This is a genomic window from Parvibaculum sp. (genome assembly GCF_049651025.1).
GTDB lineage: Bacteria > Pseudomonadota > Alphaproteobacteria > Parvibaculales > Parvibaculaceae > Parvibaculum.
In genome coordinates, this window is record NZ_JBASBH010000046.1 from 18,284 (window position 1) to 34,568 (window position 16,285).

12 protein-coding genes are annotated in these 16,285 nt (G+C 61.7%); 5 read left to right on the forward strand and 7 right to left on the reverse strand.

The window, feature by feature from the left end:
* Positions 1-181: 181 nt before the first annotated feature.
* Positions 182-727, reverse strand: a complete 546-nt coding sequence (locus WA943_RS05990) for a MarR family winged helix-turn-helix transcriptional regulator (RefSeq protein WP_424468944.1) — start codon at positions 725-727, stop codon at positions 182-184.
* A gap of 76 nt (positions 728-803) precedes the next feature.
* Here WA943_RS05990 and WA943_RS05995 point away from each other — a divergent pair, with 76 nt between their 5' ends.
* From WA943_RS05995 to WA943_RS06005, 3 genes are all read left to right on the forward strand, one after another.
* Positions 804-2,030, forward strand: coding sequence for an efflux RND transporter periplasmic adaptor subunit (locus WA943_RS05995; protein ID WP_424468945.1), 1,227 nt, complete (start codon positions 804-806; stop codon positions 2,028-2,030).
* 49 nt (positions 2,031-2,079) lie between these two features.
* The gene (locus WA943_RS06000; RefSeq protein WP_424468946.1) at positions 2,080-5,229 is read left to right on the forward strand and encodes an efflux RND transporter permease subunit; all 3,150 of its coding nucleotides are present in this window, start codon (positions 2,080-2,082) and stop codon (positions 5,227-5,229) included.
* Between the two features lie 84 nt (positions 5,230-5,313).
* Positions 5,314-5,853: a hypothetical protein gene (locus tag WA943_RS06005; RefSeq protein ID WP_424468947.1), complete on the forward strand. Its 540-nt coding sequence runs from the start codon at positions 5,314-5,316 to the stop codon at positions 5,851-5,853.
* 22 nt (positions 5,854-5,875) lie between these two features.
* On the opposite strand, the gene WA943_RS06010 is transcribed toward WA943_RS06005, so the two are convergent.
* The gene (locus WA943_RS06010; protein WP_424468948.1) at positions 5,876-6,436 is read right to left on the reverse strand and encodes an NADPH-dependent FMN reductase; all 561 of its coding nucleotides are present in this window, start codon (positions 6,434-6,436) and stop codon (positions 5,876-5,878) included.
* Positions 6,437-6,630: 194 nt separating this feature from the next.
* On the opposite strand from WA943_RS06010, the gene pepN reads away from it, so the two are divergent.
* A complete protein-coding gene (gene pepN, locus WA943_RS06015) occupies positions 6,631-9,276 on the forward strand; it encodes an aminopeptidase N (RefSeq protein WP_424468949.1) in 2,646 nt (881 codons plus the stop codon).
* A 275-nt stretch (positions 9,277-9,551) separates the two neighbouring features.
* A complete protein-coding gene (locus WA943_RS06020; RefSeq protein WP_424468950.1) occupies positions 9,552-11,375 on the forward strand; it encodes a PAS domain-containing sensor histidine kinase in 1,824 nt (607 codons plus the stop codon).
* A gap of 111 nt (positions 11,376-11,486) precedes the next feature.
* Here WA943_RS06020 and WA943_RS06025 read toward each other — a convergent pair whose 3' ends face one another.
* The 5 genes from WA943_RS06025 to WA943_RS06045 form a co-directional block, all read right to left on the reverse strand.
* Positions 11,487-12,551, reverse strand: coding sequence for a beta-N-acetylglucosaminidase domain-containing protein (locus WA943_RS06025; protein ID WP_424468951.1), 1,065 nt, complete (start codon positions 12,549-12,551; stop codon positions 11,487-11,489).
* Positions 12,552-12,567: 16 nt separating this feature from the next.
* Positions 12,568-13,953 (reverse strand): glutamine synthetase family protein, encoded by a 1,386-nt coding sequence (locus WA943_RS06030; protein WP_424468952.1) that lies wholly within the window; start codon positions 13,951-13,953, stop codon positions 12,568-12,570.
* Between the two features lie 19 nt (positions 13,954-13,972).
* Positions 13,973-15,325 (reverse strand): NAD(P)/FAD-dependent oxidoreductase, encoded by a 1,353-nt coding sequence (locus tag WA943_RS06035; RefSeq protein WP_424468953.1) that lies wholly within the window; start codon positions 15,323-15,325, stop codon positions 13,973-13,975.
* A 43-nt stretch (positions 15,326-15,368) separates the two neighbouring features.
* On the reverse strand, positions 15,369-15,902 hold the full coding sequence (locus WA943_RS06040) for a periplasmic heavy metal sensor (RefSeq protein ID WP_424468954.1): 534 nt from the start codon (positions 15,900-15,902) through the stop codon (positions 15,369-15,371).
* Positions 15,899-16,285: hypothetical protein (locus tag WA943_RS06045; protein WP_424468955.1), on the reverse strand; the 387-nt coding region annotated here is incomplete at its 5' end. The genes WA943_RS06040 and WA943_RS06045, both read right to left, overlap by 4 nt.

Genomic DNA, 16,285 nt, shown 5'->3' on the forward strand with positions numbered 1-16,285 from the left:
CCCTTGGCTCCCCGTGGTCCCGGCATTGCGCACCGCATTTCTGCCGGGTCAGCCTGTTACGGCCGGGCTTATAAGATGGACCACCGCCTCGAGCGATGGCCGTTACTCGGTTTGGCGGCATTGTCCCTGTAAATTGACGCGCTGAAAAGGGCTTCAGTATTGACGCTGCGTCCGCTTGGATTCACTTGCCGGTTGCGGGCTCTTCATCCGTAACGGCGCGACGCGGCGCAGCCATGCGGGCTTCTTCAGCCAGCAGGTTCTGCTTCATGCGCTCGAGCAGCGACATCAGCGTCGCGGTCTCCTCAGGCGTCAAACCTTGCAGCGCGGTTTCGAACATTCCACGTGCAGCGCACCACATGGGCTCATCGAGACTGTCCGATTTCTCGGTCGGATAGACCAGGCGCACGCGGCGGTCGGTGCTGTCGGGCTTCCGCTCGATAAAGCCCAGCTCTTCCATGCGATCGAGAAGGCGGCCAAGCGGCGCTTTTTCCATTTCGACGCCTTCGGCAAGCGCCGTCTGGGTGAGCCCGCCCTGCCGGTAAAGCTCGGCCATGACGCGCGACTGGGCGGGGCTGATGCCGGTGCCCGATTCCCGCAGGCGCCTGCCCCAGGCACGCTGAAAAAGCCGAAAGACGTCATGAAGCGTCCAGCCGAAGTGACGCTGTTCGGCGTCATCCGGTTCGCCAGATGTGGTCTGTGCATCAACCTTCAATTTGCGGCTTTCCATATCGTAACCTAGGCTACTATAGTCATGCAGACTATTAAGCGTCGTTGATGGACGCAATGGGGTTGAGGCACTGCATATGAAGTTCGCGTTGACGACCGGACAGCGGCGGCTGGCTGCTGTCATTTTTGTTTCCGCTGCGTTTCTGGCCCCGCTTGCGGGCTGCGGCAAGGATGAGAAGAAAGCGGAAGCGGAAAAATCCGTCGACGCTATCGCCATGTTTGAAACGCCTGCAATCGCCAAGCAACTTATAGAGCCCATTATCGGCACCGGGACGATTGCACCGGCCAAGACGACGACGCTTGGGCCTCGCGTCACGGGCATCATCGACAAGATCGACGTTTATGTCGGCGCTCGCGTGAAGGAAGGCGATCCGCTGTTTCACACACGCGACGTCGAAATCCGCCTGCGTGTGGCGGAGCTTGAAAATCAGGTGAAGCTCGCAAAAGCCGAAGTGCGAAACACCAGCCGCGCTTTTGAACGCGCCAATGAGTTGCATGCAAGCGGCTTCGTCTCCAATGGCGGGCTCGACAATGCGCAGGCGGCGAAAGATGCGGCCAATGCAAAGCTCGGCATCGCGCAGGCGCAGCTAGCCTCCGCCAAGCAGATGCTCGACGACTGCACCGTGCGTGCGCCTTTTGACGGCGTCATCACGCGGCGCGACGTCGACGAAGGCAAATACATGGCGACGATGGGCGGCATGATGGGCATGAGCGCGCCCGGCGGCGGCAGCGATGTTCCGGGCATGGGCGGCGGCGGCGGTGGCGGCGGCGTGCTTCAGATCATGAAGATCGACATTGTCGCAGCAATCGTTCAGATCCCTGAAACCGATCTCAAAAGAATCAAGGTCGGCACCAAGGGCAAGATCGTCATCGACAGCATGGGCCGCTCGTTCGACAGCTATGTCGTCATTCTCAACGATCTGATCGACACGAATACGCGCGGCGTCGAAGTGCGCCTGCCCATACTCAATGCCGATTACGCAGTGAAGCCCGGCCTTTTCGCCCGCGCCGAACTCTATCCCGAGCCGCGCAATGTGCTGGCGCTGAAGCGCAGCGCCCTGCAGGGCACGGAAAATAGTCGCTATGTCTTCGTCGCTGAAAACGGCGTCGCCAAGCGCGTTCCCGTCAAGGTTCGCCAGATCGACGCCGAATCCGTCGAGGTGCTGTCCGGCCTCAGCGAAGGCCAGCGCGCGCTGACGGGCCCCAATCTGCCGCTCCTTGCCGAAGGCATTCCGGTGAAGATTGAAACCGTTGCCGCAAACACCGCCGAAACTGAAGCCGACGCCGCCAGCACGCCGCAATAAGGCGCGACGCGACAGCATCTGACGAGCCGCCTCTTTAAGGACCGCATCCATGTGGATTTCCGACGTATCAATTCGCAGGCCGGTTTTTGCCGTGATGGTCATTCTGGCGCTCGTCGTGCTGGGATGGATTTCTCTCGGCCGCCTCGGCGTCGATCTGTTTCCGAAGGTCGAGTTTCCGGTCGTCTCGGTTTCGACGACGCTTGAAGGCGCATCGCCCGATGCGATTGAAAGCGACATCAGCGATCCGATCGAAGAGGAAGTGAACACGACGTCGGGCATCGACACGCTGTCCTCAATCAGCTCGGAGGGCATCAGCCGCGTCGTCGTCCAGTACAAGCTCAACGAAAATGTCGACGTGAAGGCGCAGGACGTTCGCGACAAGGTTTCGCTGGCGCGCGCAAGGCTGCCGGATGACGCCAAGCAATCCATCGTCGAGAAGCTCGATCCCGACGCGCAGGCGATCATGTCGGTAATGATCGCGGGCGACATGCCGATCAAGGAACTGACGCATTTCGCCGACAAGGTCATCAAGGAAAACCTGCAGCGCATCAGCGGCGTCGGCTCGATCACCATTGTCGGTGGGCGCGACCGCGAGGTTCGCATCTGGCTGGATGCCGACAAGATGCGCGCCTATGGCGTGACGGCGGACGATGTGACGACGGCGGTGCGCCGCGAACACGCTGATATTCCAGGCGGCAAGCTCGACACGCCGGGCCGCATGAGCGAATTCACGGTCAAGACCAAGGGCGAAGTTTCGACGGTCGCGGGCTTCGGCGACATCGTCGTCGCCTTCCGCAAGGATGGCGCGCCGACACTCATCAAGGACGTTGCCAAGATCGAAGACGGCATGGCCGATGAGCGCTCTTACGCGCAGCTTGACGGGCGGCGCGGCGTCTCGCTCGATATCCGCAAACAGTCCGGCCAGAACACGGTCGAGGTTGCGCGCGCCGTGCGCGCCGCGCTTGCCGATTTGCAGCACATTGCACCGGCTGGCGTCAGCATGAAGATCGCGCGTGACAGCGCCGTCTTCATCGAGGGTTCGGCGGAGGACGTGTTCGTCGATATTCAGATCGGCATCGGGCTTGTCGTGCTCGTCACCCTCGCCTTCCTGCTTTCGTTCCGCGCGACGCTGATCGTTGCCATCGCGATGCCGACATCGCTGATCTCGACGTTCTTCGCTTTCTATGTCGCCGACTTCACCATCAATATGATGACGCTGATGGCGCTGTCCATGGCGGTGGGTCTGCTCGTCGACGACGCGATCGTCGTTCTGGAAAGCATCTACAGAAAGCTCGAAGAGGGCTATTCGCCGATGGAGGCGGCGTCGCTCGGCACCAAGGAAGTGGGCCTTGCCGTGCTTGCGGCCACCTTCTCGGTTTGCGCCGTCTTCGTGCCCATCGCTTTCATGAGCGGCATTGTCGGCCGGTTCTTCTTTCAATACGGGCTTGCGATCACCTTCTCCGTTCTGGTGTCGCTGCTCGTCTCGCTGACGCTGACGCCGATGCTGTCGGCGCGGATGCTGAAGCAGAACGAAACCTCGCCGGAGAACATGAACCGCGTGGCGCGGTTTTTCGACGGCGCCTACAACAAGATCGATGCGGGCTATGGGCGCCTGCTCGGCGTTGCGCTCAACTGGCGCTGGACGGTGATGGGCATTGCGCTTGGCGCCATCGTGCTCGGTGTGCTCGTTGCACGCACCCTGCCCGCCGCTTTCGACAGCCGTTCGGACCGGGCGGAATTTCTCGCCAATATGGAACTGCCTTTCGGCGCGGGTCTTTCCGAGACGCGGCAGGTGGCGCAGCGCGTCGCCAATGCACTGGCCAAGGTTCCGCATGTGAAGACCGTTTTCTTCACGGTCGGCGACGGCGCGCAGCAGAACGCCAATGAAGCATCGTTCTATATCGGCCTCACGCCGAAGAAGGGACGCGGCGTCACCTTCATCACGATCATGGATGAAGCGCGCGTCGTGATGCAGCGGGCGGCGCCTGAGGCCAAGCACGTGTCGCTTTCGGACGTGCCGTGGATTTCGGGCGGCGGCTGGGGCTCCTATCTCGTCAATTACGCGATCAAGGGGCCGGACCTTGCCGTGCTTGAGGAAAAGGCCAATGAGGTCGTCGCAAAGATGCGGCAGGACCCGCTCTTCAAGGACGTGAAGTCGAGCTACGACAGCGGCAAGCCGGAGCTGCAGGTTCACATCAATCGCGAGCGCGCCGCCGATCTCGGCATTCCCGTGCGCTCGCTTGCCGAGACGGTTCGCACCATGGTGGGCGGCGTCAAGGCGGGGTCGTTCGAAGAATACGGGCAGCGCTACGACGTGCGTGTGCGTCTTGCCGAAGACCAGCGCGACGATATCGCCAAGCTCTCGCTCATTCAGGTGCGGGGCCCTAGCGGACAGCTCATCGACGTGACCAATGTGGCGCGTTTCGATGTGGCCTCCGGCCCGGCGCAGATCGACCGCCAAAACCGTTCGCGGCGCGTGCAAATTCTCGCCAACATGTCGGCGGGCGTGTCGCTTGGGCCTGCGACCGAGAAGGTCGAGGCCTATCTGAAAGAGGCGAACCTGCCGCCGAATTATTCCTGGTCGGCGGAAGGCCAGGCCAAGAGCATGAAGGAAACGGGCCAGGCCATCGGCTTTGCCTTCATGCTGGCGCTGACGGCGCTCTACATGATCCTGGCGAGCCAGTTCAACAGCTTCACGCAGCCAGCCATCATCATGCTCTCGGCGCCGCTCTCCTTTGTCGGCGCGTTCATTTCGCTGAAGCTTTCGGGCCTCGAAATGACGATGTTCGCGCAGATCGGATTGCTGGCGCTGATGGGTCTTGTGATGAAGAACGGCATTTTGCTGGTCGACTACACGAACCAGCTTCGCGAGAAAGGCCTGCCGCTGAGAGAAGCCTTGCTGAAGGCCGGGCCGGTGCGTCTGCGGCCTGTGCTGATGACGCAGATCGCCACGATTTGCGGCATGATCCCGGTCGCCATCTCGACAAGTCAGGGTGCGGAAATCCGCAACGCCATGGGCTTTGTCGCAATCGGCGGGCTGATTTCATCGACCATGCTGACGCTCGTCGTCGTGCCTGTCGCCTATCTGCTGCTTGAAGGCGGGCGCGGGCGCGTGTCGCGCGCGGTGGCCTGGGGCCGACAGCGCATCGGCCTCGTGACCGACAGAGCGGGTGAAACCATTGCGCGTCCGGGGGATTAGGCCCCTCGGGCGCGCGGCCTTAATCAACTGCTAACCCACGAGACGACATACTGATCCGGTTTCCCAATTCAGGTCAGATTCGTCATGGCGAAGGCACAATTCCACAAGAACCAGCGGGTCTATGTCCGCCCGGTCGGCACATGGGCGGTCATCGAGCGCGTCGTGCCCCAATGGGTGAAGGACGTGGACGAGCCGCTGCGCGTTTTCTACGACGTGGGCCTCGGACGCGACTTCGTGGCGACGGAATTGCAGACCGAACAGGCGACCGAACTCACCGAGATCGATCCGGCGATGGAAGAATGGCGCGTGGTACGCGCGCCGAACAAATGGCGTTCGGCGGAAGAATGCTCGAGCCACCCCTTCCCCGGCACATTCCCCGTGATCATGACCGGCACGCAGGAAGGCGGCGGCTGGCGCGTGCCGGGCGTCGAATATGACTTCGCGCCGGAGCGCGTCGAGCTGCAGGCGCGCATCATGGCGGCAGGCCCGAAATTCATGGTGCTGCTGCGCCGCCTCGTCGACTATGCGCAGTCGAACCCGGAGAACCTGCCCGAAGACATGATGATCCTCGCCCGCGACGCGGCGACGATCATGGACCAGACGAAAGTCATGGACCCGCAATAGACGTCAGGCGGCGGGTGAGACTTCAGCTCTTCGCGTTGGTTTCGATCCAGGCGGCGAAGCGGTGCATGTATTTTTTCAGGAAATCGCGGGTGCGGTCGTCGATCAGGTTTCCCTGTTCGTCGAACAGCGCGCCTGCGTTGCCGATATAAGCTTCCGGTTGCTGCATGACGGGCACGTCAAGGAAAACCAGCGATTGGCGCAGATGGTGGTTTGCGCCGAAGCCGCCTATCACGCCCGGCGATACGCTGATCACAGCACCGGGCTTTCCCGAAAACACACTTGAGCCGTAGGGCCGCGAGCCGACGTCGATGGCGTTTTTCAGCACGCCGGGCACCGAGCGGTTATATTCCGGCGTCACGAAGAGCACGGCGTCGGCGGATTTCATGCTTGCGCGAAACTCCTTCCATTCGGTGGGCGCTGGCGCTTCGGTATCCTCGTTGTAGAGAGGCAGAGCGCCTATTTCGACGATCTCGAGCTTGAGCGTTTCAGGCGCGAGCTTTGCGAGCACATGCGCCATTTTGCGATTGAAGGATGCCTTGCGGAGACTGCCGACCAGGACGGCGACGTTGTGGGTTTTAGCCATGCTGAAATGCCCTCGCTCAAGATGTGGAAATGATCCGCCCCAAGCCCCCCGAAAGGCTAGAGCAATTCCCGCAAGCCGTCACGCCGGACACAAAATCTTGCCGCGGAAATTTCGCCAAATCACATCATCATTGATCTACTATCGTTGAAATCACCCCCTCGCCGGAAACCGCCGCGTTCAGAACCGAGCACCCCATGAGAGCAGAAGATCCGCGCCCCATTCTCCTGAAAGACTACGCGCCGCCTGCATTTCTGATCGAGGACGTCAGGCTCGAGATCGATCTCGATCCGGCGACGACACGGGTTCGCGCGACGCTCAAGATGCGGCGCAACCCGGACGCTCCGCGCGGACCGCTGATCCTCAACGGGCAGAAGCTGGCGCTGCATGAAGTCGCGATCGATGGCGAGATGCTGAGCGGCAATGCCTATCAGACGGATAGCGAGCATCTGACGATACCGGATGCGCCCGACGGCGCGTTCACGCTGGAAATCCTGACAAGCTGCGGGCCGGAGGCGAATACGCAGTTGCTGGGGCTCTATCTCTCCAGCGGCATCTATTGCACGCAATGCGAGGCGGAAGGCTTTCGCCGCATCACCTATTATCTGGACCGGCCCGATGTGATGGCCGTGTTCACGACGCGGATCATTGCCGATCAGAAATTCGCGCCGGTCCTGCTGTCAAACGGCAATCTGACGGCGAGCGGCAAGCTGCCGGGCAACAAGCATTTTGCCGAATGGCACGATCCGTTCCCCAAGCCCTCCTATCTCTTCGCGCTGGTCGCAGGCGATCTTGCGCATGTCGAGGACAAGTTCGTCACGCAGTCCGGCCGCGAGGTGACGTTGCGGATTTTTGTCGAGCGGGGCAATGAGGATCGTTGCGCCTATGCGATGGAAGCACTGAAGCGCTCCATGCGCTGGGACGAGGAGGTTTTCGGCCGCGAATATGATCTCGACATTTTCATGATCGTCGCGGTCAGCGCCTTCAATATGGGCGCGATGGAGAATAAGGGCCTCAACGTCTTCAACGACAAATATATTCTCGCGCGGCCGGACACGGCGACCGATGCGGATTATGCCGCCATCGAGGCGATCATCGCGCATGAATATTTCCACAACTGGACCGGCAATCGCATCACCTGCCGCGACTGGTTCCAGCTTTGCCTGAAGGAAGGGCTGACGGTTTTTCGCGATCAGGAATTCACCGCCGACATGCGCTCGCGAGCCGTGAAGCGGATTTCGGATGTGCGCCTGCTGCGCAGCCATCAGTTCCCGGAGGATCAAGGCCCCCTCGCCCATCCGGTGCGCCCTGACAGCTATATCGAGATCAATAATTTCTATACGGCGACCGTCTATGAGAAAGGCGCGGAGCTGGTGCGCATGATCCATACGCTGGCGGGGCCGAAACGCTTCCGCAAAGGCATGGATATTTACTTTGAGCGCCATGACGGCGAGGCGGCAACCGTCGAGAACTTCCTCGACGCGCTGGCCGATGGCGCCAAGCTCGACCTCACGCAGTTTCGCCGCTGGTATTCGCAGGCCGGGACGCCGGAGGTTCTGGTGTCAGGCCGCTACGACACGGCGCGGCAGACCTATACGCTGAAAATAAGCCAGGTCTGCGCGGCGACGCCGGGCCAGAAGCTGAAGGAGCCCTACCATATTCCAATCGCTGTCGGCCTTGTCGGACCGGACGGCAAGGATATGGCGCTTCAACTCGACGATGAGGAAAAGGCGAAGGGCACGACGCGCGTTCTGAACCTGACCGAGCGGACGCAGACTTTCCGTTTCCACAATGTCGAGGAGAAGCCCGTGCCGTCGCTGCTGCGCGGCTTCACCGCGCCTGTCACGCTGAGTGCGAACTTGAAGGAACGCGACTGGGTTTTCCTGATGACCCATGACAGCGATCCGTTCAACCGCTGGGAAGCGTCGCAGCGCTATGCGTCCGGCCTGCTGATCTCGCTGGTCGAGGCGTTGCAGGCGGGCACGCGGCTGCGCAAGGGCGAAGCGTTTGCCGAGATGACGCGCAAGCTTCTTGCCGACAAGAAGCTCGATCCGGATTTCGTCGCGCAGATGATCCAGCTTCCGGGCGAGCAGACGATTGCGCAGCTCATTCGCGAGAATGTGGATGTCGATGCCATTCACGAGGCGCGCGAGCATTTGCGCCTGTCGATTGCCGGCGCGATCAAGGACGAGTTGCTGGCGGCCTATCGGCGCCAGCGGATCGAGGGGCCGTACAGCCCCGATGCGTCCCACGCCGGGCGGCGAGCCTTGCGCAATATCTGCCTTTCCTATCTCGCCATTCTGCCCGGCAGCGACGGCGTGGCGCTTGCCGCCCGGCATTTCGCCGAAGCCGACAATATGACCGACCAGATTGCGGCGCTGGGCGTGCTCGTCAATATCGACTGCCCGGAACGCGAGGAGGCGCTGGCGGCGTTCTACGATCAGTGGAAGGACGACCATCTCGTCATGGACAAGTGGCTGGCGATACAGGCCACCTCGTCGCTCCCCGGCACGCTGGACAACGTCAACAGGTTGTTGCGGCACCCCGCGTTTACCATACGAAACCCCAATAAGGTGCGGGCGCTCATCACCAGTTTTGCCACGGCCAATCAGGTTCGCTTTCACGCGGCCGACGGAGCAGGCTATGCTCTAGTGGCGGACAAGGTGCTGGAACTCGATTCACTCAATCCGCAGGTGGCTGCGCGGTTGCTTGGCGCCTTCAAGAGCTGGCGTCAGTTTGCGCCCAAGCGGCGCGCATTGATGTCGAAACAGCTGGCGCGTATTGCCGGCGTCGAGGGCATATCGCGTGACGTGTTCGAGATTGCAACCAAGACACTTGCCTGACCCGCTGGCTCGCGGCAAGGGAGAGTGCCCGAGCTTGAAACCCGTCAGGTGAGTCTGAAATGCATCGATTTCCAAAAAGCGACCCGCCCGCTCAGGACAAAGCTTCCCACGCTCTGGACAAAGCCATGTTCAACTCGAATCATCGAAATCCGTCGAGTGATTCGGGAGGGGCGACCCATGAGCGGCCTGTCCGGCGGTTCGCGCCCGGTCCGCTCGACCCAATGAGGCAAGGTGAAGGAAGCGAGGCGGAGAGCGGCCCGTCGCGCACGGTGTATATGAGTATTCCAGAAGCGAGCACGCGCGCGGACGCATTGGCCTGGCAGGAGCGCGCCGTCGGGCGCAGCCGTCCCTCCGCACCCGCTGCCACATGGCTGGCGCGCAGCGCCCTCATCCTGACCGGCATTGCCCTCATCGCCATCACCGTTGCGCTTTACAGGCAGGACGGCTATTCGCCCACGCTCGGCTTTGCCGCCCTGCTCTCTGCCGGTTACGTCGTTCTCGCCACCATGCTGGTGCGCCTGCGCGAGCGAAAGGTGGAGGCCGAGGCAGCGCTGGTTGAAAACCAGTTGCGTTTCGACATGGCCTTTGCCGGTGCGCGTTGCGGCATCTGGGACTGGGACCTGACGGCAAACCGCGTCTACTGGTCGTCGGCCATGTTCGACATGCTGGGCCTGCGGCAGCCTTCGAAGCGTTTGTCGCCAAGCGAGATCAAGTCGCTGGCCCATCCCCATGACGCACAGGCCATCGACGACATCATCGGCGCGGCCTCGCGGCCTTCGCGCTCTTACGACACGGCGTTCCGCCTGCGCCATGCGGATGGAAGCTGGGTCTGGGTGCGCGCGAAGGGTCAGGTATGGGGCGGCGGGCGCATTTCGGGCGAGCGGCTCGTCGGCATCACCATCGACATTACCGAACAGAAGCTTGCCGAGGCGCGCGAGCGCGACGCCAATGACCGGCTGCGCGACGCGATCGAAAGCATCGGCGAGGCTTTCGCGCTGTGGGACGAGGACAACAGGCTCGTCACCGCGAACAGCAAGTTCATCGAGTTCCTGCAATTGCCCCATGAAGGCATTGCAGAAGGCACGACGCTTGAAGATGTGATGGCGGAAGCGGGCATCGGCTCGGACTGGCCGCGCGCGGGCGGGCTCGAGGAAAGCGTCTGGGAAATCCGTCTGCCGGGCGGGCGCTGGCTGCAGATCAGCGAACGGCCGACGAAGAGCGGCGGGCATGTGAATGTCGGCACGGACATCACGCCGATCAAGGTTCAGGAATCGGCGCTGACGACCAACAAGTCGGCACTCGAGAAAACAGTGCGCGACCTTGAAGCCTCGCGGCTCAAGCTGCAGCATCAGGCGCGGCAGTTGGTCGATCTTGCCGAAAAATATGCCGCGGAAAAGACGCGCGCGGAAAGCGCCAATCGGTCGAAGTCGGAATTCCTCGCCAATATGAGCCACGAGCTTCGCACGCCGCTGAACGCCATTATCGGTTTTTCGGAGATCATGGAAACGGGGATGTTCGGCCCGCTCGGCTCGCCGAAATATTCCGAATATGCCCATGACATTCATTCGAGCGGGCAACATCTGCTTGAACTCATCAACGACATTCTGGACATGTCGAAGATCGAGGCCGGGCGCATGACGCTGGAAAAGCAGGCGACCGACCTTTCCGTCGTCATCGACGAGTCGTTGCGCCTTGTCTCGGGCCGCGCCGAAATCGCTTCGGTGAAAGTGCTGAACGAAGCGACCGTGCTGCCGCAGATCGACGCGGACAAGCGCGCCATCAAACAGGTGCTGCTCAACCTGCTTTCCAACGCGATCAAGTTCACGCCTGCGGGCGGCGTGATCCGCGTGCATGGGGAACCGGACGACCGGTTCGTTCACATCTCGGTCGAAGATAGCGGCATCGGCATACCGGCGCATGCGCTGCCGAAGATCGGGCGGCCCTTCGAGCAGGTGGAAAGCCAGCATTCGAAGAAGCACAAGGGCACGGGCCTCGGCCTCGCGCTCTCGCGCTCACTCGTGGAGCTGCATGGCGGCGAACTGGCGATTGAGAGCACTGAAGGCGTCGGCACGCGCGTGACGTTTACGCTGCCGATCTGAGCTTTTCCGGTCGTGAGCCGGGCAACCGCACTCGCCGACACGAAGGAAGATGGATGCCGGATCAGGCGCGGCATGACGATAAGAGCGAATTCACGAAAAATGGAAGCGGCTCTATTGCGTGTCCATGATTTCCTGCGTGATGCGCCAGGCGCCGTCAAGCCAGGCGACGATTTCGCGCGCGCCGGGATGGTCGAAGGCTGCGTAGCGTGTGCGGAGTTTTTGCGCGGCGTCACCGAGACGGTCGAGGCCGGTGTCGTGGAGCAGCAGGAGATCGCCGACGACGCGTCGCGCAAGGTCCGCGCCGAGCACGGTGGCGGCAGCCTCCTGAAGCGCATGGCCATATTGATAGGCATCGCCGAGGCGATAACTTTCAGCAAGCGACAGCGCGGGGATGCGGCTCAGCACGGGCTGCGAGGCAGGGTTGACGCCATGCGCTGCGATATGCGCGCCGATGCTGGCGGGCCGCCCGGTGAAGGCGCGCAGATATAGATATTGCGACATGCGCGGGCCGTCATTGACGGGATAGTTGTCCCAGAGAAACGGCTTGCGGCGCAGTTGCTTCGTGACGCGAGCGAGATGGCCCGGCGTAAATTCGCGCGAGCAGACCTCCTCCCCCGTCCAGAGAATTTCAATCGACGGGTCGAGCCGCTGCCCAAGCTCTTCCAGATAGCCCTCCGGGCGCTTGCCGAAGATGCGATCCAGCACCGGGTCGTCGGTGTAATAGCTCGGGCAAACGAGAAGGCGTGTCGCGGCGCTACGCTCTTTCAGCCAATGGGCGATCTCGACCTGCTTCTCGGCAAGGTCCGGCACGTCGCCGCGCATGTCGTCGAAGAGGATGGCGAGATCGTCGATGCCGATTTCGTCGAGGAAGGCGAGCTTGCGCTTCAACGCGTCGCGCACGCCTTCATTGAAGTCGAGATAGATCTCATAAGGACTGAGGCCAACGCCGAAGCGCATGCCGAGCGAGCGGCATTTGCGCGAGAGGCTTGCAAGTCCTGCGGCATCATCCGCGGGATGCTGCTCTTGCCAACGGCGGCGCAGGAACAGATCGGCCTTGGGCGCGAAATGATAGAAGCGATAACCATGCGGCGCGAGACAGGCAGCCGTTTCCTCGCGCTCCGCCCATGTCCACGGCTTGCCGTAGAAGCCTTCAATAATGCCCAGTTCGGGAGTCAATGCGCGCTCTTCCCGCTCAGAGGTACCAATCATATTCAAGCGGGGAGATCGTCCGCTGGAACTTCTCGAATTCGAGAAGCTTCGTCTCGGCATAAACGTCGATGTAGTGGCCGCCGAGATATTCGCGGAGGATGGTCGAGTTGCGCAGGCGCTTCAACGCGCTCGGCAAATAGAAAGGAATACCCTCGTCCATCACGTCGCAGGCATTGCCTTCGGCTGGCTCGCCGGGGTCGATCTCATTGACGATGCCGTAATGGATGCCCGCAAGGATCGCGGCGAGAACGAGATAGGGGTTGGCGTCTGCGCCCGATACGCGATGCTCAATGCGACGGCTTTCAGTTGAACCTGCCGGCACGCGGAAAGCGACGGAGCGATTGTTGTAACCCCAGGCGCGGTTCACAGGCACGAACAGGTTCGGCCCGAAGCGGCGATAGGAATTCAGGTTCGGCGCGAAGAAGGCCATGGCATCGCCGAGCGTTGCCTGCAATCCACCGATGGCATGGCGCAGCTTGACGCTGCCTTCATCGGAACCGTCATCGAAAATATTATTGCCCTGCTCGTCGAGCACGGAGCAATGGACGTGCAGCCCGTTGCCGGTCTGATTGGCGAAGGGTTTCGCCATGAAGCTCGCCACGAAGTTGTGCTTGCGGGTGATGGCACCTATCAGGTGGCGCAGCATGACGGCGTGATCGCCTGCAAGCAGAACGTCGTTTTCGTGATTGAGATTGATCTCATATTGGCCCGGCGCATATTCCGCCGTCGCGCCCGATGCGGGAACGCCCTGCTTGGCGGATGCTTCGTCGATGTCTTTCAACAGCGCCATGAAGCCATCGAGCTCGGTTATTCCGTAGACCTCGTTTGCGGTTTCGCGCAAACCCGTTGCCGGGTTTATCGGCGCTTGCGGCAGGCCCTTGCGGTCGCGCTCGCGGTCGAGGACATAGAATTCGAATTCGCAGGCCGTGACGGTGCTCAAGCCGATCTCGGCGAGCTTCTTTGCGACGTTTGCGAGGACGACACGCGGCTCGAGCAAAAGCGGCGAGCCGTCATCATCCTCCATCGTCATCAGAACTTGCGCCTGCTTCATCGATGCCCATGGCACAGGCACGATGGAGCCGGAAATCGGGCGGGCCTGACCGTCCGGATCGCCATCCGAGAAACCCATGCCCAGCACGTCTTCATTGACGCCGGTAACGTCGAAGAAATAAAGCGACTTCGGCATCTGAACGCCGGAGGTGAAAACGCGCTCGGCTTCTTCTATGGGAAAACGCTTGCCACGGACGGTTCCGCACATGTCAACAAAGACAGCATCGAGGTAATCAATATCGCCGTGTTCGGCCAGAAATGCCTTGAACTCGGCCAGTGTTGCGTGGCCGTTGGCGCTCGGTTTTTCGCGATCGCTCATTGTCATTCCAAAAAACTGATTAGTTGTCTTGGAATTGATAGTAGCCGAGAGCTACCCCAAGATACCAGCGCCGCAGTGATGGAAAAAGAATGCGCGGTGGAATCCCGCGGAAAGGCGCGGGAATTTCATCAAAAGAGGCTGCACCGCCAATAATCCGCGCCAATGCGCGCCCGGCCCAGGGCGCCGCCGAAACCCCATCGCCATGATAGGCAAGAGCGAAATAAACCGTTGAATCATCGGGCATTTGGCCGATTGCGGGCGTCAACCGCGCTGTCATGCAAACAAAACCGCGCCAATAATGCGTTGTTGGAATATTGCGCCAATGCGGAAAAACTTCGCCAAGGCGACGCTCCATCGTTTTGCGCATGCGAAGGCCGTCCTGCGGCGTGCCCGTCAAATCGCCGCGCGCACCGAAGAGAAAACGACGGTCGGGCAGCATTCTATAATAAAATAATAGTTGGCGCGTATTGCTGCATGGGCGCTGCGTGCGCCAGCCCTGCGCGGCGATCTCATCATCCGTCAACGGACGGGTGACGATGATATTCGAGAGCACCGGCACGACACGGTCCGCAAGTGGCTTTTGCAAATCATCCTGCGTGTAGCCATTCGTCGCGACGATGACGCGGCGCGCACGCAGCGCTCCGCTCTTCGTGATCAGGCGATGTTCCGCACCTGATTTTTCCCATCGCAGGACTTGCGACTTGCCATGCAGCTTTGCGCCATGGCGAGCGGCGGCAGCGGCGAGGCCGCGTGCGAAACGCAAGGGGTGCAAGCCGAAGCCGGTGCAGTTGAGAAGCGCGCCGAATTGCTCCGTGGAATCATATTCCGTTTCGGCAACTTCCTCGCGCGACATCAGCTTGACCGACATTCCGAATGTGCCGCCGAGAAACGTCGCCTCTTCCTCGAGACCGCGAAACCTGTCCGGCGCATGGGCGACGTGAAGCGTGCCGTCGCCTTGCGGGTGGATGTCCAGGCCTTCATCGCGGGCGAGATTCCGCACGAGGTCTACGGCATCGACCTGCGAAACCATGAAGCGCCGCGCCTCATCCTCGCCATAGCGCCGAATAATCTGGTTCAGTGAAAGACCGCTGGGCGGCAGCGTGCAGAAGCCGCCATTGCGCCCGGACGCGCCCCATCCAAGCGGTCCGGATTCCAGAAGGCGCACATCGATATGATGATCTCTTGCCAGATGAAGCGCGGCGGAAAGGCCGGTATAGCCGCCGCCGATGATCGCAACATCGCAGACAGTGTCGCCCTGCCCTGCATCCAGCGGCCCGAGATCGACGCCGGACGGCAGCGGCGGCGCGTCATCTTCCCAGAAACTTCCAGCGGGCGCGCCCGCGTCATACATGCTCTCGTGGTACCAGGTCATAAGCTGTCCGGCCTCTCGCACTCGCCGGAAAGAGCTTACGCGCCTAGGGCTGCGCCGGTCTATTCGGTTGTCCGCCCATCAGGTGGCGCTCGGCCTGCTTGCGCATCGTGGCCGCGAGACGCGCGCGCTGCTCTGTACTCATCTTGCCGAAGCCTTCGATCAATCCCTCGCGGGTCGCTTTCACCATTTCAGATTGAGCGACGTCGACCTTGGCGAAGGCTTCGCCGACCTTTGCCGGATCATATGGCGTGGCCGCGATCACGTCGGCGAGTTCCTTGCGCGCCTGATCGATCTTGACGTAGTAGGGCCGGATGATCGGGAACTGCTGGACCATGATGTCGCGCATGAAGGCGCGCTCGTTCGGCGGCAGATCTGCCGTGCCACGACGCATCATGCCGAGAAAGGGCAATGGCGGTGCGCGAAACTCAGCGTGATGCCACGGACGATGCGTGAGCGTCGCCGCCGCTATCAGCCCGAGGAGGAAGGCGTTGACGATGAGCGAAACCAGCAGGGCCGGGCCAATCCAGCGGCGCACGCGAGCGGGCGCTGCGGGTTGGGGAGAAGGCGCATCGGTCATTTCTTCCATTCCTCCGGGTATTCATTTTCGGCAAGCGCCAGAGCGACGAGCTGTTCGCCTGCCGCGCTTGTCGTCGCATTTACCGCGACGGTCGTTGTCGCGGGCGAGCCAAGGGCGCTAAGAGCGGAAGGCGCAGACATGCCAAGGCCGATGCCCAGCACGACCGACGCGACAAGCGCGCCTGCGGGAAATGCGGGCGAGCCATATGGCCAGATCGTCTGAACCAGCGACCGCCAGAGGCTGCCGCTTACCTGCGACGCCGACGCATTCATGGCGGCGATGGAATCCATGATCGGGCGGGGCCTTGCCGCCATGATGCGCGAGACGAGCGCGGCGGGCACCGGCGCGTCGGGCGATGCATCGAGCGCCGCGTCGAGCACGCG

Coding starts and splice junctions, on each gene's coding strand:
- WA943_RS06040 (WP_424468954.1), bottom strand. CDS start 15,902: ATGACCGATGCGCCTTCTCCCCAACCCGCAGCGCCCGCTCGCGTGCGC.
- WA943_RS06030 (WP_424468952.1), bottom strand. CDS start 13,953: ATGAGCGATCGCGAAAAACCGAGCGCCAACGGCCACGCAACACTGGCC.
- WA943_RS06010 (WP_424468948.1), bottom strand. CDS start 6,436: ATGGCTAAAACCCACAACGTCGCCGTCCTGGTCGGCAGTCTCCGCAAG.
- WA943_RS06000 (WP_424468946.1), top strand. CDS start 2,080: ATGTGGATTTCCGACGTATCAATTCGCAGGCCGGTTTTTGCCGTGATG.
- WA943_RS06020 (WP_424468950.1), top strand. CDS start 9,552: ATGAGTATTCCAGAAGCGAGCACGCGCGCGGACGCATTGGCCTGGCAG.
- WA943_RS06035 (WP_424468953.1), bottom strand. CDS start 15,325: ATGACCTGGTACCACGAGAGCATGTATGACGCGGGCGCGCCCGCTGGA.
- WA943_RS05990 (WP_424468944.1), bottom strand. CDS start 727: ATGGAAAGCCGCAAATTGAAGGTTGATGCACAGACCACATCTGGCGAA.
- pepN (WP_424468949.1), top strand. CDS start 6,631: ATGAGAGCAGAAGATCCGCGCCCCATTCTCCTGAAAGACTACGCGCCG.
- WA943_RS06005 (WP_424468947.1), top strand. CDS start 5,314: ATGGCGAAGGCACAATTCCACAAGAACCAGCGGGTCTATGTCCGCCCG.
- WA943_RS05995 (WP_424468945.1), top strand. CDS start 804: ATGAAGTTCGCGTTGACGACCGGACAGCGGCGGCTGGCTGCTGTCATT.